Source organism: Micromonospora sp. NPDC047753, from assembly GCF_040642735.1.
Classification (GTDB): domain Bacteria; phylum Actinomycetota; class Actinomycetes; order Mycobacteriales; family Micromonosporaceae; genus Micromonospora.
The window spans coordinates 1-16,226 of the sequence record NZ_JBEYSL010000092.1 but is presented as its reverse complement, the minus strand read 5'-3'; the positions used below and the strand labels follow the sequence as shown (position 1 = coordinate 16,226).

The following is a 16,226-nucleotide window of genomic DNA, read 5'->3' as shown; positions in this document are numbered from 1 at the left end:
AAGCTCCCGGCGACCACGATCCAGACCGTCCACCGTTCGGACGAGTCGGGCACCACCGACAACTTCACCAAGTACCTCTCGAATGTGCGGGCGCCCGGAAGCCACTAGATCCAGGATCGAGCGCGATCTTCCCCGCCGGCCTTCGTGATCATGAGGTTGGCGGGCTGGGATGCCGGAAATGTCCAGGCCAACCCCATGATCGACACACGCTGGGCGCGGGGCGCTGCGGGGTGGGGTGGGGGTGGGGTTAGGCGGAGGCTCGGTGGATCAGTTGGGTGTCCAGGAGGATGTGGGAGGCGGGTAGCTCCTCGCCACGGATCCGGGCCACCAGCAGGCGGGCCATCTGCCGGCCCATCTCCTCCACCGGCTGGAAGACAGTGGTCAACGGCGGCTCAGCCTGTCGGGCGATGGTCGCGTCATCGAAGCCGATCACCGCGACGTCCTCGGGCACACGCCGGCCGGCCTCACGCAGGGTACGCAGCGCGCCGAACGCCATGAGGTCGGACGCGACGAAGACCGCGTCGAGGTCCGGGCAGACATCCAGCAGTCGGCGCATTCCGGCCGCGCCGCTACCCTCACTGAAGTCGCCGTACGCGATCAGGTCGGGGTTGACGCTGGCGCCGGTGGCCTTGACCGCATCGGTGTAGCCAGCCAGACGGGCCAGCCCCGCACCCATGTCCTGCGGACCGGCGATGGTGGCGACGCGTCGCCGGCCCTGTCTCGCCAGGTACTCCACCGCCTGCCGGGCCCCGCCAACGTTGTCCACGTCGACAAACCAGGCCGGTTGGGCGCCGGGTTGCAGCATCCGGGCGGGCCGACCGCCGAGCACGGCGGGCAGGCCGCGCTCCTCCAGCAGCGTCGGCAGCGGGTCGGAGTCGTGCAACGACAGCAGTAGTACGCCGTCGACGTGCTGGTTGGTGAGGTGGTGCTCGACGCGCTCCCGTTCCACCGGCGACTGGGCCATGGCCAGCCAGAGCTGCATCGGCGTCTCCAGCAGCCCCGAGCTGATCCCCCGCACGATCGAGGCGAAGAACGGCTCGGTGAAGACCCGCTCGCCGGATTCGGAGACCACCAGCGCGACGGAGTCGGTCCGCTGGGTGACGAGCGCACGGGCGGCCCGGTTCGGCACGTACCCCAGCTCTGCGATGGCCTGTTGGACCGCGGCGCGGGCCTCCGGGCTGACCTGGGGCGAGCCGTTGACCACGCGGGAGACTGTGCCCCGGCCGACGCCGGCACGCGCCGCGACCGCGTCGAGGGTCGGGCGCCCGAGCGACCGGGTGCGCTGCGTTGTCATCGTGTGCTCCTCCGACGGCGGGCGGACCCGGCGCCACCTGCGGGAGGTGGACGCCGGGGCCGTCCTGATGGCTGGCCCGAGCCTATTGTGCGGCCAGACCGTTGCGCCGGATCACCGAGGCGTACCACTTGGCGCTGGACTTGGGGGTGCGGACCTGACTGTCGTAGTCGACGTGGATCATGCCGAACCGCTTGGTGTAACCCCAGGCCCATTCGAAATTATCCATCAGCGACCAGGCAAAGTATCCCCGCAGAGGCACTCCGGCGTCGATCGCCTCGTGGGCGGCGCGCAGGTGGGCGTCGAAGTAGGCCAGCCGATCGACGTCGTCGACCTGCCCGTCGACCACCGAGTCGACGAACGCGGAGCCGTTTTCGGTGACGTACAGGGGCAGCTCGGTGTAGTCGTGCACCCGGCGCAGCGTCTCGGTCAGACCCGGGGCGTCGATCTCCCAGCCCATGTCCGTGACCGGAACGCCACGGGTGACGAACCGGACGTCCTCGCTGCCCGGCCAGCACGAGGGGGCCGGGTCGGCCTCCACGCCCTCGACCGGCGCGGCGACCACGTGCCGGCTGTAGTAGTTGACCCCGACCAGGTCCAGCGGCGTGGAGATGGTCGCCAGGTCGCCGTCGTGCACGTGCTCGAAGTCGGTCACCGTGCTGAGGTCGGCCACCAGGTCCTCCGGGTACGACCCCCGCAGCAGCGGGTCCAGGAAGAACCGGTTGGCCAACCCGTCGATACGCCGCGCCGCGTCCACGTCGGCGGGGCTGTCGCTGGCCGGGTCGACCGGGTAGAGGTTGACTGTCACGCCCACCTCGGCGCCCGGCCGGGCGGCCCGCAGCGCCTGCACGGCCAGGCCGTGACCGAGCATCAGGTGGTGGCCGGCGCGCACCGCGTCCGCTCCGTCGGTGCGGCCGGGGGCGTGCACGCCGGAGCCGTAGCCGAGGAACGCCGAGCACCACGGCTCGTTCAGCGTGGTCCAGTAGCGCACCCGGTCACCGAGCGCGTCGGCCATCAGGCTCGTGTAGTCGGCGAAGCGGGCCGCGGTGTCCCGGGCCGGCCAACCGCCGGCGTCTTCGAGCGGCTGCGGCAGATCCCAGTGGTAGAGGGTGAGCCACGGCTCGATGCCGTTGGCCAGCAGCTCGTCGACGAGTCGCTGGTAGAAGTCCAGGCCCTGCGGGTTGGCCGCGCCGACGCCGCCGGGCTGCACCCGGGACCAGGAGACCGAGAAACGGTACGACTTGAGGCCCAGCTCGGCCATCAGCGCGACGTCCTCGCCGAGGCGGTGGTAGTGGTCGCACGCCACATCGCCGGTGTGCCCAAAGAGGACCCGACCGTCGGTGTGGCTGAAGGTGTCCCAGATCGACGGGGTGCGGCCGTCCACGGCTGCCGCCCCCTCGATCTGGTATGCCGCCGTCGCGGCCCCCCAGAGGAATCCGGGTGGAAAGGTCAGCCCGGGACGCTCGTCGAGGACATCGACGGCGGGTGGGCTGGCGGGGTTGCTCACGACTTGACGGCACCTTCCATGATCCCGCCGATGATCTGGCGGCCGAACACGAGAAAGACGATTACCAGGGGGATGGTGCCGATCGCCGTGGCGGCGAACACCTGGGAGTAGTCGGTGTAGTAGGCGTACGAGAGGAAGGAGAGCGAGACCTGGAGGGTCGGGTTCTCCGGGGTGAGGATGGCGTACGGCCAGAGGAACGAGTTCCAGGTCTCCATGAAGGTCAGCAGACCGAGCACGCCGGCGGCGGGACGCAGCGCGGGCAGCACGATGCTCCAGTAGATCCGGAACGTGCTGGCCCCGTCGACGCGACCGGCCTCGATCAGCTCGTCGGAGATCGCCTGGCTGGCGTACTGCCGCATCATGAACACGCCGAAGGCGGTGACCAGGAACGGCACGGTGACCGCGTAGAGCGTGTCGTACCACCCCAGGTCCTGCATCATGCCCCAGAGCGGGATGAGCCCCATCTGGGTCGGGATCATCATGGTGACGATGATCGCCAGCAGGAGGGCGTTGCTGCCGCGGAACTTCAGCTTGGCGAAGGCGAACCCGGCCAGCGAACCGGTGAGCACCACCGACAGGGTGACCACCGAGGAGACGATGATCGAGTTCATCATGCCGGTGAGGAAGTTGGCGGCGTCGTTGTCGAGCACCCGCTGGAAGTTGTCACCGAACGCGCCACCGGGGGTCAGCGGCGGCGGCACGTCGTTGATGTTGTCCAGGCTGCGGCTGCCGATCACCAGCATGTAGTAGAACGGGTAGATCGACAGCAGTGCCGCCAGGACGAGCGCCAGGTAGGTCAGCGGGCTGGTGCGCCACAGGCGCTGGGAAGCCGAGATCATCGATCTCTCCTCACTTCGCCGAGCGGCGGACGAGTAGGAAGTTGAACAGCGACACCACGATGATGATCATGAAGATCGCCCAGGCGACCGCGGCTCCGTAGCCGGCGGTGTTCAGGTTCACGATGCCCATCTCGTACATGTACATGGCCAGCGTCTGGAACTCCCGCTGGTTGCCGCCGATGATGTTGCCGTTGCCGAAGAGCAGGGGCTCGGTGAAGAGCTGCATGCCGCCGATCGTGGACAGGATGACCACGAAGATGAAGGTGGGCTTGAGCATCGGCAGGGTGATCTGCCAGAACTGTCGCCACGGGCCGGCGCCGTCGATCTCCGCGGCCTCGTAGAGGTCCTTCGGGATCGCCTGCATGCCGGCGAGCAGGATCAGGGTGTTGTACCCGGTCCACCGCCAGTTGACCATGGAGGAGATGGCCGTCCAGGAACTCCACCGGTGCCCGTCCCAGTCGACCGGGTCGACACCGACGAAGCTGAGCAGCCAGTTGAACAGACCGAACTCCCGCTGGAACAGCATCCCGAAGACGATCGCGACCGCGGCCACCGACACCACGTTCGGCATGAAGATGGCCATCCGGAAGAAGGTCTTGGCGCGCAGGAGGGTCCGGTTGAGCAGGTTCGCCAGGAAGAGGGCGAGCAACAACTGCGGGATGGTCGACAGGGCGAAGATGCCGAACGTGTTGACCAGCGCGTTCCAGAAGTACTCGTCGGACACCAGCCGGGTGTAGTTGTCGAAGCCGATGAACGTGTGGTCGCCGATCATGTCCCAGTCGTGCAGCGACATCCAGGCGGTACGCACCATCGGGTACAGCCCGAACACACCGAAGATCAGGAAGAACGGGGCGATGTAGAGGTACGGCGAGTACTTGACATCGAGGCGGTTGAGTAATCTTCCCCGTCGACGTTGGCGATCGACGTCGGGAGAAGGCGGTGCTGCTGGCGACGGCCGTGCCGTCGTGGCCGACAGGCTCATGCGAATTTCCTTTTCCGGCGAGGCCCGGGGGCCCTCGCGCAGGGCGCTACGCGGAGGGGACCGGCCGGTGGCGTCCGGGAAGCCCCGAACGCCACCGGCAGGGAATCACTCAGAAGGCACCCTGAGTCTTTGCGTCCTTCGTGAACTGCTCCCAGGCCTTCGCCTTGTCGGCCTGCCCGTTCTCGAACGCCCGCAGAGCCGGCTCGAGCGCGTTCTCCTTCACCGCCTGGTGCTTCGGGCCCAGGTGGGTCGGCTGAATCTTGGCGACGCTCTCGCCGAAGATCTTGCCGGTCGGCGCGTTGCTGAAGTACTCGTTGGTGTAGCTGATGAACGCCTCGTTCTTCAGCGCCTCCAGGTTCGTGGGCAGCGGGCCCTTGAGCTTGAACGCCTCGACCTGGCTCTTCGCGTTGGTCAGGTACTCGGCGAGCTTCGCCGCCTCGTTCGGGTACTTGCTCTGCGCCGGAACCGCGAGCCACGAGCCGCCCCAGTTACCGCCGCCGCCCGGCACGGACGCGACATCCCACTTGCCCTTGTTGGCCGGACCGGAGTTGTCCGACACGATGCCGAGCATCCACGACGGGCAGAAGGTGGCAGCGAAGGTGCCCTGCTTGAAGCCACCCGACCACTCCGGCGACCAGGTGGACGCCTTGGCGGAGATGTCCGCCATCGAGGTGGCGGTGTCCCAGGCGTTCTTCACCGCGGGGCTGGTGTCCGCGATGATGTTGTCTTCCTTGTCGTAGAACAGGTCACCGTTGCCCTGGAAGAGCACACCGTTGGAGACGGCGGTGATCGAGTCGATGAACGCCTTGCCGCCGCTGCCCTGCTTGTACTTCAGACCGGCGTCGTGGAAGCCCTTCCAGTCCGGCCAGAGGGCCGACACCTGGTCGCGCTCGGTGGGCAGGCCGGCCGCCTGGAACAGGTCCTTGCGGTAGCAGACGGCGAGGCTGCCGACGTCGGTCGGCAGGCCGATCAGTCGACCGTCCGGCGCCTTGCCCAGCTCCCACTTCCAGGGCAGGTATTCCTTCGAGTGGTCGGCGACCAGCGGAGCGAGGTCGGCCCAGTTACGCGCGTTGGGCTTGAACTCGTTGAGGATGCCCTCTTCCAGGGCGGTGACGTCCGCCGCGCCCTTGCCGGTGGCCAGGTAGCGGACCAGCTTCGGCCGGTACTCACCGAGCTGCGCGGTCTTGCGCAGCTCGACCTTGATGCCGGTGTCCTTCTCGTACTGCTTGACGAGCTCGTCGTAGCCCATCTCGCCGAAGGTGTCGACGACCAACTTGGCGGGCTTTTCGCCGGCCGCTGGCTTGTCGTCGTCGTTGCCGCAGGCCGCGAGTCCGCCGATTGCGGTGATCGCGGCCAGGGCAGCGGCCGCCAGGCGGGTACGCCGCGTGGTGACACTCATGCGCTGACCCCTCTTTCCGGTGGTGAGGCTGGGTGGTTGTGGTGGGGGGTGTCTCATCGCGCCAGGCCGGGGATGCGTGAGTGACCCATGCCACCTCCGGGAGCGCTCCCATGAGATTGCCGGCGGGTAACGGGAGTGTCAATAGGACGTTGGGAGCGTTCCCAGATCGTTACCGCTGACCACTCCCACCGCACCAACCCCAACCACACCCCCCGCCCCACCGGGGTGATCAAGAAGTTTCGGTCAGAGAGCGGAGCCCAGCTGACGCAAACCTCTTGATCGACAACGCTCGCTCGGGTGCGGCAGCGGTGGGGTGGGTGGTGGATCAGCAGAAGTGGCGCAGGAGCGTGGTCGCGCGGGTGGGGTCGAAGCGGGACGGGTCGAAGGTCGAACCCGCCCAGTCGCGCAGCATCGCGTGGCGGGAGCTGACCAGGTCGGCCGTGTCGCTCTCGTCGTCCACGGCTTCCAGGAGCGCCTGGTAGCCCAACGACCCGCCGACACCCTCCGGCGGGCAGGCCCGCTCCCCGGCCACGCAGACCGGGTACCGCTCGTCGGGGTCGGCCGTCAACGCGTCCTCCACGACCAGGTCGTGCTCCCACCAGTCGCCGAAGTCGTACGTGTAGGAGAACCGGCTGCCCTTGCCGAGCACCGCGTCGAGCCGCACGTCCAGCTCGTCGCGCAACCCCAACTCCCCGTCCGCGTCCGGCTCGCCGTACTGCACCGCGTCGATCTCGAACGAGTGCAGGTGGCAGTCCCGCCAACCCATCGCGTGCTGCACCACCCGGTGCAGCCGATCCAGCGTGTAGCCGGCCGGCACGAGAACCCGGCGCCACACCGGCGGGCGGGTCCCGGCGAGGGACATCTTCAGCTGGAAGATCTGACGCGCCATGCTGTCCTGTCCTCCCGCGGCTTAGGCTGCGAGCATGATCTGCCGAGCGTGCCGGGCCCGGCGACACGACGACTGCCCGGGCCGGAACTGGTGCGACTGCCAGCACCGTACCGCCGAACCCACCCCTCCGGTCACCGGTCCGGCCGACGAATGACCGTCGGAATTCCGATCCGACGGCTCTGGCCCGAGCCGTCGACGCAGCCGCTCGACGACGCCGCGCTGACCGCCCTCTACGGCCGCGCCGACGAGCCCCGACTGCGGGTGAACTTCGTGGCCAGCCTGGACGGCGCAGTGACCGTGGACGGCTACTCGGCCGGGCTCTCCGGCGAGCCGGACAAGCGGGTGTTCGGTCTGCTGCGGATGGTCTGCGACGCGCTGGTGGTGGCCGCCGGCACACTGCGCCACGAGAAGTACCGGGCGGTCCGGCTCAACGAGCGCCGCCGAGCCTGGCGTCTGGCCAACGGGCTGGCAGAGTACCCGACGCTGGTGGTCGTCTCCCATTCCCTCGACCTGGACCCGGCGCAGGCCGCCTTCGCCGACGCGCCGACCCGCCCGGTGGTGCTCACCCACGCCGACGCCGATCCCCCGCCCGGCCTGACCGACGTCGCCGACGTGCTGCGCTGCGGCGCCGAGCGGGTCGACCTGGCCGCCGGTCTCGCCGAGCTGCACCGCCGTGGGCTCACCCAACTGCTCTGCGAGGGCGGTCCGCACCTGTTCGGCGCGCTCACCGCCGCCGACCTGGTGGACGAGCTGTGCCTCACCGTCTCGCCGCTGCTGGCCGGGCCCGGCCCCGGCCGGATCACCGCCGGCGACACCGCACCGCCCCGGCACCTGACACTGCGCCACGTGCTCGCCTCCGACGACGGCGTCCTGATGCTCCGCCACGCCCGCCCGTAACCCGCCGTCGCCGGGGCACACACCTACCGTTGTGAGTGTGACGGCGCATGGTGTCGTCCGCCGCGTCGCGTGGCGACCTGTCGTACTCCTCGGGCAGGATGCACTGCATGCGCGCCGACCGTGATGCCCGACCGACCCGAGCCGCCCGATGACCGACGCCGAGCTCGACAGCCCGGGCGCGGTGGTCGGCCGCGTGCTGGGCACCGCCGACGCCACCCCGTTGCAGTTCTGGACGGCCGTCGCGCCGGGCAGTTACCTCCAGCTCGACGACGTGGTGGTCACCCGGCGCGAGCTGCCGGACCGGGAGCCGGTGACGATCGCCGGGGTGGTCACCCAGGTCCGCGCTCGGCACGAGGGCGCCCAGTTCGAGTCCGACGTGTTCGCCATCGCCGACGGCACGCTGCCCGCGCAGGTGCAGGAGGCGGCCGAGGTGACCACCACCCGGGTCGATCCGGAGCTGTACGTGCCGCCGACCCCGGGCGCTGTGGTGCACCGGGCCGAGGGTGACGCCCGGGCCCGCGCGCTGCACTTCGACCGGATGGAGCGGCGCATCCCGATGGGGATGGGTCGGGACGGGGTTCCGGTCTACCTCAACGCCGACTTTCTCGACGGCAGCCGGGGCGCGCACGTCTCGATCTCCGGCATCTCCGGGGTGGCCACCAAGACCAGTTTCGCCACCTTCCTGCTCTACTCGGTGTTCCGCTCCGGCGTGCTGGGCGGCGACGCGGTCAACGCCAAGGCGCTGATCTTCAACGTCAAGGGCGAGGATCTGCTCTTCCTTGACCACCCGAACACCCGCCTCGACGAGCCCACCCGCGCCGCGTACGCGAAGCTCGGGTTGAGCGCTGGTGCCTTCCCCGACGTGCGGGTGTACGCCCCGCCCCGGGTCGGTGACTCGGCCGGCACGCCGGATGTGAGCAGCCGGCTCACCGGGGTCGACGCGTTCTACTGGACGTTGAGCGAGTTCTGCACCGACCGCCTGCTGCCGTACGTCTTCGCCGACGCCGACGACGAGCGCCAGCAGTACACGATGGTGGTCCACTCGGTGGCCGCGCACCTGGCCCGCTACGCCCAGCCCGCCGACGGCGGAGTGAGCATCGACGGGGTGCGGCTCGGCTCCTACGGCGATCTGGTCGACCACATCGTCGATCAGCTCAACGACGACGAGACCCGCTCTGACTGGGCGGGTAGCGCTGTGGGGCTGGGCACCGTCAACGCGTTCGCCCGGCGGTTGATCGGCAGCAAGAAGGACCTGGCCCGGCTGATCCGTGGCGACCTCGCCACCCGCCGCCCCCACTCCATCAACACGAGCGAGTCGGCCCAGGTGACAGTGGTCGACCTGCACAACCTTCCCGACCGCGCGCAGCGGTTCGTGGTCGGTGTGACGCTCAAGAGCGAGTTCGAGCGCAAGGAGAAGTCCGGCACCGCCAAGCCGCTGCTCTTCGTCGTCCTCGACGAGCTCAACAAGTACGCCCCCCGGGAGGGCTCCTCGCCGATCAAGGAGGTCCTGCTGGACATCGCCGAGCGGGGCCGTTCGCTCGGGGTGATCCTGATCGGCGCGCAGCAGACGGCGAGCGAGGTGGAGCGGCGGATCGTCACCAACTCGGCGATCCGGGTGGTCGGCCGGCTCGACCCGGCCGAGGCGTCCCGCCCGGAGTACGGCTTCCTGCCGCCCGCGCAGCGCCAGCGGGCGTTGCTGGCCAAGCCGGGCACCATGTTCGTCAACCAGCCGGACATTCCGGTGCCGCTCTGCCTGGAGTTCCCGTTCCCGGCCTGGGCCACCCGGGTCTCCGAGGCGGGCCGGGCACCATCGGAGACGCTGCGCTCGATCACCCAGTCCGCCGACCCGTTCGCCGTGGTGGGCTCCGGCGGCGGCACCGACGACGACATCCCGTTCTAGCTAGGGGCCGGCACAGCCATGAAGATCCTGCACACCTCCGACTGGCACGTGGGAAAGGTGCTCAAGGGGCAGTCCCGGGCCGACGAGCACAAGGCCGTGCTGGCCGGGGTGATCGAGATCGCCCGTGCGGAACAGCCGGATCTGGTGATCGTCGCCGGTGACCTCTATGACACCGCCGCGCCCAGCTCGGAGGCGACCCGCCTGGTCACCAGGGCGTTGACGGCGTTGCGGCGTACCGGCGCGGACGTGGTGGCGATCGGCGGCAACCACGACAACGGCCCGGCGCTGGACGCGTTGCGTCCGTGGGCCGATGCCGCCGGCATCACGCTGCGCGGCGGGGTGCGGGAAAACCCGGACGAGCACGTCATCGACGGCACCACCGCCGGTGGCGAGCGGTGGCGGCTGGCCGCGTTGCCGTTCCTGTCCCAGCGGTACGCGGTGCGCGCGTTGGAGATGTACGAGCTGACCGCCGCGGAGACCAACCAGACGTACGCCGACCACCTGGGCCGGGTGCTGGGGCGACTGACCGAGGGTTTCACCGAACCGGACCGGGTGCACCTGGTCACCGCGCATCTGACGGTGACCGGTGCGGCCACCGGTGGTGGCGAGCGCGACGCGCACACCGTGTTGGGCTACGCCGTTCCGGCCACCGTCTTTCCGGCCACCGCGCACTACGTGGCGCTGGGTCATCTGCACCGGGCGCAGCGGGTAGCGGGCCCGTGCCCGGTGCGGTACAGCGGCAGCCCGCTCGCTGTCGACTTCGGTGAGCAGGAGAACATCCCCTCGGTGACGGTGGTCGAGGTGACGGCCAGCACGGCCGCCCGGGTGCGGGAGGTGCCGGTGACGGCGGCGAGCGCGCTGCGGACGGTGCGCGGCACCCTGGCGCAGCTCGCCGAGATCGAGGCACCGGACGCGTGGCTGCGGGTGTACGTGCGGGAGCAACCCCGCGCCGGCCTGCGCGAGGAGATCCAGGAGCTGCTCCCCCGGGCCCTGGAGATCCGGATCGACCCGGAGCTGTTGGCCGCGCCGGGCAGCGGCGCGCGCATCGCGCAGCGGTCGGGGCGTTCGCCCCGGGAGTTGTTCGCCGACTACCTGGACAGCCGGGGTCACGCCGACGAGGGTGTCCGGGAGCTCTTCGACGAGCTTTTCGAGGAGGTCGAGCACTGATGCGTCCGATGCGGTTGGACATGGCCGGCTTCACGGTCTTCCGGGACGAGACCACTGTCGACTTCACCGACGCCGACTTTTTCGCGCTGATCGGCCCCACCGGTTCGGGCAAGTCGACGGTGCTGGACGCGATCTGCTTCGTCCTGTACGGCATGGTGCCCCGCTGGGGTGGCGCCCGGGGGTTGGCGAACGCGCTCGCGCCGTCGGCGACCGAGGCGCGGGTGCGGTTGGTCTTCGAGTCCGGCGGCGCCCGTTACGTGGCGACCCGGGTGGTCCGCCGGGACGGCCGGGGCAACGTGAAAACCGCGAACGCCGGGTTGCAGCTGATGCCGGCCGGTTTCGACGTGACCAAATTGGACACCGGTCTGAGCCCGGACGACCTCGGCGAGGTGGTGGCCGGCACCCCCGCCGAGATGGAGCAGGCGGTGCTGGAGGCGGTCGGGCTGCCGTACGAGCAGTTCACCAGCTGTGTGGTGCTGCCACAGGGGCAGTTCGCCGACTTCCTGCACGCCAAGCCGGCGACCCGGCAACAGATCCTGGTCAACCTGCTGGGCCTCGGCGTCTACGAGGACGTGCAGAAGAAGGCGACGGCGCGCGCCGCGCAGGCGGAGGCCCGGCTGGAGGCGGTCGACCAGGTGCTCGCCGGGTTGACCGGCGTGGACGACGAGGCGTTGGCCGAGGCCGACGCCCGGGTCGACCGGATGGCCGAGCTGGCGGCGGCGGTGGCCGAGGCGGTGCCGGAGCTGGCGGCGGCCCGGGTCACCGCACGGGAGGCCGCGGCGGCGTTGACCGCGCTGGACGACGAGCTGACAGTGCTGACCGGGGTGCGCGCGCCGGGTGGGGTGACCGCTGTCGCTCGCGCGGTGGCAGCGGCGCGGGCCGACGCCGAGGCGGCGGCGGCCGGGGTGTCGCTGGCCGAGGAGCGGGAGGACAAGCTGCGCGGCGAGCTGGCCGCCGCCGGTGACGAGAGCGCGCTGCGACTGCAGCTGCGGGCGTACGACGATCGGGATCGGCTGTCCGGCGAGGCCGAGACGGTCCGGGCGACGGTGCGCGCGGCGAATGACGAGCACGCCGCCGCGGTGGCGGCGCTGGCCGCCGCACGGGTGGTCGCCGAGCGGGCCGACGCCGAGTTGGAGGCGGCCTTCCGGGCGCACGAGGAGGCGAAGGCCACCGATCTGGCGGTGAGCCTGCGGGTGCACCTGCATGCCGGTGCGGCGTGCCCGGTGTGCGAGCAGCCGGTGGCCGAGGTGCCGGCGGTGCCGGCCGATTCGGCGGTGGCCGCCGCGACGGCGGCGGGCAAGGCGGCGCGGGCCGCTTCGAAGGCCGCGCAGGCGACGGTGCAGGAGCGGGACACGGCGGCGCGGGAGCTGGAGCGGCTGCTGGTGCAGGCGCGAGCGCGCCAGGAGCAGATGGAGGCCCGGCTGGCCGAGCTGGACGGGCAGCTCTCCGGCGCGGCCGAGCCGGCCGTGCTGCGCCGGGAGTTGGCCGAGCACGCCCGGTTGCGGCGCGCGCTGGAGGAGGCGGCGACAGCGGTCCGGGCTGGCCGTGAGGCCGCTCGGCAGGCCCGGGCCGGGGTGGACGCCGCCGAGGAGCGGCTGCGGGCGGCGTGGCGGGCATTCGACACCGCCCGTGACGGTTTGGCCCGGTTCGGCCCTCCGGCTACCGACCGGGACGACGTGGCCGCCGCGTGGGCGGCGCTGACCGGGTGGGCGACCACCGAGGCGGACCTCCGCCGCGCCGAGCGGGCCGGTCGGGCCGACGCCGTCGCGGAGGCCGAGTCGGTGGCCGACGGGGTGCAGCGGGGCATCGCTGGCATCTTCGCCGCCGCCGACGTGCCGGTGGGGGACGACCCGGTGCACGCGGCGACGGTGGCGGTGGAGCGGGCCGACGCCGACCGGCGGCGGCTGCACGAGCGTCGCGAGCAGGCCGGTACGTTGCGCGAGCAGCGGGCGAGCCACGAGCGGGAGGCGCAGGTGGCGCGCGCGCTCGCCGGGCACCTGCGGGCCAACAACTTCGAGCGGTGGTTGCTGGCCGAGGCGTTGGACCTGCTTGTCGACGGCGCGTCGGGGATCCTGCGGGAGCTTTCCTCCGGTCAGTACGAGCTGGTGCACGACAAGGGCGAGTTCGTGGTGGTCGACCACCACGACGCGGGGTTGCGCCGGGGCGTGCGCACCCTCTCCGGCGGTGAGACGTTCCAGGCGTCGCTGGCGTTGGCGTTGGCGCTCTCCGAGCAGTTGGCCGGCATGTCGACCACGGCAGCGAGCCTGGAGTCGATCGTCCTGGACGAGGGTTTCGGCACGCTCGACGCCGCCACCTTGGACACGGTGGCGGCGACCCTGGAGAACCTGGCGGCCCGGGGCGATCGGATGGTCGGTGTGGTCACCCACGTTCCGGCGCTGGCCGAGCGGATCCCGGTCCGGTTCGAGGTGCGCAAGGACGCGCGCTCGTCACGCATCGAACGGACCGGCCGGTGAGCGCGAGGAGTGCGGCGTACGGGAGCAGCGCAGTCGCTGACGAGGGGCCGGCCCGGTGAGCGACGCCGCGTTCTTCGTGGATTCGTGGGATCCGGCGTACGGGGCGTCGTTCGAGGCGTCGACCGCCGGGCCGGCCGCGCCGAGCAGTGCCCAGGTCGACGCGGACGTCGAGTTGCCCGCCGTGGACTGGCGGGCGATCGGGGTACGCCCCGGGGTGCGGGCGCCGGACGTGGTGTTGCTCGTCGACGGGGTTCGGCGCATCGACGCCAGCATCTGGACGGCGGAGACCGACGGCCTGTCGTTCCCCGGGTTGGCTGCCTCGTACGCGGCCGGGGTGGTCCGGTGTGACCTGGGGCGGGGTGCGGCGCAGTTGGCGGGCACCCGGGTTGGTCGGGGCCTGTTCACAGCGAGCCCGTCGGCGCAGGACGTGGTGGCGGGCGCGATCCGTTACCCGGTGCACCGGGTGGGTGGCACCGGTGAGCTGGCGAAGTTGCCGGCCGCCGTGCAGGGCCCGCTGACCGCGTTGGAGGTGGCGGTGTCCGACGCCGCCCGGGTCGACGGTGACCTGTTGGTGGTGGACGGCCCGCTGCGCAGCCGTCGGCAGTTGCCGCGCACCCTGGGCTACATCAAGACGCAGCACAGTCAGTACCTGGACGCCCGGCTGACCGCTGTGGTGACCGGTATGGCATCGGGTGAGCGCTCCCCGGTGTTCCGGCTCGGCACCGCCTGGGGCGGTTGGTCGTGGTATTTGCGGCTGCCGGTGGCGACCGGCGCGCCGTGGGCGGGCATCGTCCGGGTGGAGTGCTCCGCCGACCTGCCCGTCGAGGCGGCGATCGAGCTGGCCGACCTGTCGCTGGTGACCCTGCCGCGCTTCGCCTCCACCCCGTACAAGGATCCGCGGGCCCCGCAGAACCTGATCCCGATCGCCGGCCTGGAGCGCCGACTGCGGGCCCTGCTCGGCGATTCCCGGCTGCTGCACCGCGCGTTGACCGCTGCGGCCCGCGCCGCCCGATGAGCGCGGACACTGGTTCCGATGGGGCGTAAACGGGCGGGTGACCGTGTGGTCGAGCAGGTGGACACCGGGCTGGCGGAGTTGGTGCCGGACCCGGACCGGGCCGGCTCGTGGACGCTGCTGCTGGACGGCGCGCCGCAGTCGCACGTCGACCTGACCGACCCCACCCACCTCGAGTTCGAGTACGTGCGGCGGTTGGCTGCCGCGGTGGATCTGCTCGCGCCGGCCGGTGAGCCGCTGCGGGTGCTGCATCTTGGTGGCGGCGCCCTGACCCTGCCCCGGTACGTCTCCGCCACCCGACCCGGGTCGACCCAGCGGGTGTCCGAAGTGGACGGTGCGCTGGTCGAGCTGGTCCGTCGGGCGTTGCCGTGGCCGTCGGATGCCCGGTTGCGGGTCCGGGTGGAGGACGCCAGGGCGGTGCTGGCGTCCTCCCGGGAGGCCAGCTACGACGTGGTGGTCGCCGACGTGTTCGCCGGTGCGCGTACGCCGGCCCACCTCACGTCGGTGGAGTACGCCGCCGAGGTGGCCCGGGTGCTCCGCCCCGCCGGTTGGTACCTGGCGAACCTGGCCGACGGCCCGCCGTTGCGGCACGCCCGTGGGCAGGTCGCCACGGTCCGTTCGGTGCTGCCGCAGGCCTGTCTGGTCGGGGACGCGGCGGTGCTGCGTGGGCGCCGGTACGGCAATCTGGTGCTGGTCGCCGGGCGGTCCACACCGCCGGTGCCGGAGCTGACCAGACGTGCCGCCGGCGACTGGTTCCCCGGCCGGGTGGTGGCCGGCGACGACCTGGACCGCTTCGTCGGTGGCGCGCAGGTGGTTCGGGACGCGGACGCCACCGGCTCCGATCCGCCACCGCCGGGGCTGTTCTCGGTACGCCGCTGACCGTCCAAACGACAGCGGCGGGGAAGTTTTTTCGTCGTTTGTTGATCCGCTGGGGCAGGCGCTGCGTACCACCGGGCGGCCCACCTCGTGGGCTGGCGTTGGTCACGGACATCCCGGAGGTCTGCATGCACGCGGTGGCGGCCGGTTGGCATGGCGACGCGGTACGCGCTGACTGGTTGTCGGCGCGACCCTCGTCACGGTCGACCTCGTCTGCCCGAGGGGTCGACGCACGGGCGTCGACTCGCCAGAATGGTCCGGTGACGCCGCGACCGGCGCCCGGACGCCATCAGGCGACGACAACCGAGGCCAGCCACTCCGACCAGTTGATCCGTCAGCTCTACGCCGAGCACGCCGGCCCGTTGCTGATGTTCGTCATGCGCCTCACCGGGGGGGACCGGCAGCGCGCGGAGGACATCGTCCAGGAGACGCTGCTGCGGGCCTGGCGCAACGCGCACCGGCTGGGCACGCAGGGGCAGGGCTCGTTGCGGCCGTGGTTGGTCACTGTGGCCCGCCGCATCGCCATCGACGAGCACCGCAGCCAGGAGGCCCGGCCGCCGGAGACGTACGACCGGGACCTCACCGCGTTCGCCGAGGCGGACAGCACGGACCGGGTCCTGCGCACCATGACGGTGGCGGACGCGCTGCGTACGCTCAGTCAGTCGCACCGGGAGATTCTGATCTCGACGTACTTCCGGGGGCGGACGGTGCCGGAGGCAGCCGAGGAGTTGGGCCTGCCGCTCGGCACCGCCAAGTCGAGGGTCTACTACGCGCTGCGCGCGCTGCGCACGGCTCTGCAGGAGCGGGGGGTGACAGAATGAGCCGGCCGGACCACATGGACGTCGCGGCGTACGCGCTCGGTGTGCTCGACGAGCAGGACACTGAGCGGTTCGAGGAACATCTCGCCACCTGCTGGGCGTGCGCGGCCGAGTTGGAGACGATGGTGCCGGTCGTCGGGCTGCTCTCCGACATCGACGGCGAGACGATGATGGC

The 16,226-nt window shown here is 71.1% G+C and carries 14 protein-coding genes; 8 read left to right on the top strand and 6 right to left on the bottom strand.

Going from position 1 to position 16,226, the window contains the following annotated elements; translation table 11 throughout:
- Nucleotides 1–247 precede the first annotated feature (247 nt).
- The 6 genes from ABZ749_RS11035 to ABZ749_RS11010 all read right to left on the bottom strand — a co-directional run bounded on the left by ABZ749_RS11035 (nt 248) and on the right by ABZ749_RS11010 (nt 6,907).
- Nucleotides 248–1,294 carry a LacI family DNA-binding transcriptional regulator gene (locus ABZ749_RS11035; protein ID WP_355009408.1) on the bottom strand — a complete coding sequence of 349 codons (1,047 nt, stop codon included), beginning with the start codon at nt 1,292–1,294 and terminating at the stop codon, nt 248–250.
- A gap of 82 nt (nt 1,295–1,376) precedes the next feature.
- Entirely contained in the window at nt 1,377–2,798 is a 1,422-nt protein-coding gene (locus ABZ749_RS11030) for a GH1 family beta-glucosidase (protein ID WP_357225959.1), read from the bottom strand.
- Nucleotides 2,795–3,637 (bottom strand): carbohydrate ABC transporter permease, encoded by an 843-nt coding sequence (locus ABZ749_RS11025; RefSeq protein ID WP_357206990.1) that lies wholly within the window; start codon nt 3,635–3,637, stop codon nt 2,795–2,797. Before ABZ749_RS11025 ends, ABZ749_RS11030 begins: the two co-directional genes overlap by 4 nt.
- A 10-nt stretch (nt 3,638–3,647) precedes the next feature.
- A complete protein-coding gene (locus tag ABZ749_RS11020) occupies nt 3,648–4,619 on the bottom strand; it encodes a sugar ABC transporter permease (RefSeq protein WP_357206988.1) in 972 nt (323 codons plus the stop codon).
- Nucleotides 4,620–4,728: 109 nt separating this feature from the next.
- Nucleotides 4,729–6,018, bottom strand: coding sequence for an extracellular solute-binding protein (locus tag ABZ749_RS11015; RefSeq protein WP_357225955.1), 1,290 nt, complete (start codon nt 6,016–6,018; stop codon nt 4,729–4,731).
- A 325-nt stretch (nt 6,019–6,343) separates the two neighbouring features.
- Nucleotides 6,344–6,907 (bottom strand): plasmid pRiA4b ORF-3 family protein, encoded by a 564-nt coding sequence (locus ABZ749_RS11010; RefSeq protein ID WP_357225951.1) that lies wholly within the window; start codon nt 6,905–6,907, stop codon nt 6,344–6,346.
- A 150-nt stretch (nt 6,908–7,057) separates the two neighbouring features.
- Here ABZ749_RS11010 and ABZ749_RS11005 point away from each other — a divergent pair, with 150 nt between their 5' ends.
- From ABZ749_RS11005 to ABZ749_RS10970, 8 genes are all read left to right on the top strand, one after another.
- Nucleotides 7,058–7,804, top strand: coding sequence for a pyrimidine reductase family protein (locus ABZ749_RS11005; protein ID WP_357225946.1), 747 nt, complete (start codon nt 7,058–7,060; stop codon nt 7,802–7,804).
- A 148-nt stretch (nt 7,805–7,952) separates the two neighbouring features.
- Entirely contained in the window at nt 7,953–9,704 is a 1,752-nt protein-coding gene (locus ABZ749_RS11000) for an ATP-binding protein (protein ID WP_357225940.1), read from the top strand.
- A gap of 18 nt (nt 9,705–9,722) precedes the next feature.
- Nucleotides 9,723–10,871, top strand: coding sequence for an exonuclease SbcCD subunit D (locus tag ABZ749_RS10995; protein WP_357225935.1), 1,149 nt, complete (start codon nt 9,723–9,725; stop codon nt 10,869–10,871).
- A complete protein-coding gene (locus ABZ749_RS10990; RefSeq protein WP_357225932.1) occupies nt 10,871–13,345 on the top strand; it encodes an SMC family ATPase in 2,475 nt (824 codons plus the stop codon). Before ABZ749_RS10995 ends, ABZ749_RS10990 begins: the two co-directional genes overlap by 1 nt.
- A gap of 55 nt (nt 13,346–13,400) precedes the next feature.
- Nucleotides 13,401–14,360: a hypothetical protein gene (locus tag ABZ749_RS10985; protein WP_355009397.1), complete on the top strand. Its 960-nt coding sequence runs from the start codon at nt 13,401–13,403 to the stop codon at nt 14,358–14,360.
- 18 nt (nt 14,361–14,378) lie between these two features.
- A complete protein-coding gene (locus tag ABZ749_RS10980) occupies nt 14,379–15,236 on the top strand; it encodes a fused MFS/spermidine synthase (RefSeq protein WP_357225929.1) in 858 nt (285 codons plus the stop codon).
- Between the two features lie 125 nt (nt 15,237–15,361).
- The gene (locus ABZ749_RS10975) at nt 15,362–16,054 is read left to right on the top strand and encodes a sigma-70 family RNA polymerase sigma factor (RefSeq protein ID WP_030488630.1); all 693 of its coding nucleotides are present in this window, start codon (nt 15,362–15,364) and stop codon (nt 16,052–16,054) included.
- A partial coding sequence (locus ABZ749_RS10970) for a zf-HC2 domain-containing protein (RefSeq protein WP_357225965.1) occupies nt 16,051–16,226 on the top strand: 176 nt, incomplete at its 3' end. The genes ABZ749_RS10975 and ABZ749_RS10970, both read left to right, overlap by 4 nt.

What these genes read in the sequence shown, in the direction of transcription:
- ABZ749_RS10975 (WP_030488630.1), top strand. Translation starts at nt 15,362, where the DNA reads ATGCACGCGGTGGCGGCCGGTTGGCATGGCGACGCGGTACGCGCTGAC.
- ABZ749_RS11025 (WP_357206990.1), bottom strand. Translation starts at nt 3,637, where the DNA reads ATGATCTCGGCTTCCCAGCGCCTGTGGCGCACCAGCCCGCTGACCTAC.
- ABZ749_RS11015 (WP_357225955.1), bottom strand. Translation starts at nt 6,018, where the DNA reads ATGAGTGTCACCACGCGGCGTACCCGCCTGGCGGCCGCTGCCCTGGCC.
- ABZ749_RS10990 (WP_357225932.1), top strand. Translation starts at nt 10,871, where the DNA reads ATGCGTCCGATGCGGTTGGACATGGCCGGCTTCACGGTCTTCCGGGAC.
- ABZ749_RS11005 (WP_357225946.1), top strand. Translation starts at nt 7,058, where the DNA reads ATGACCGTCGGAATTCCGATCCGACGGCTCTGGCCCGAGCCGTCGACG.
- ABZ749_RS10995 (WP_357225935.1), top strand. Translation starts at nt 9,723, where the DNA reads ATGAAGATCCTGCACACCTCCGACTGGCACGTGGGAAAGGTGCTCAAG.
- ABZ749_RS11010 (WP_357225951.1), bottom strand. Translation starts at nt 6,907, where the DNA reads ATGGCGCGTCAGATCTTCCAGCTGAAGATGTCCCTCGCCGGGACCCGC.
- ABZ749_RS11000 (WP_357225940.1), top strand. Translation starts at nt 7,953, where the DNA reads ATGACCGACGCCGAGCTCGACAGCCCGGGCGCGGTGGTCGGCCGCGTG.
- ABZ749_RS11020 (WP_357206988.1), bottom strand. Translation starts at nt 4,619, where the DNA reads ATGAGCCTGTCGGCCACGACGGCACGGCCGTCGCCAGCAGCACCGCCT.
- ABZ749_RS11035 (WP_355009408.1), bottom strand. Translation starts at nt 1,294, where the DNA reads ATGACAACGCAGCGCACCCGGTCGCTCGGGCGCCCGACCCTCGACGCG.
- ABZ749_RS10980 (WP_357225929.1), top strand. Translation starts at nt 14,379, where the DNA reads ATGGGGCGTAAACGGGCGGGTGACCGTGTGGTCGAGCAGGTGGACACC.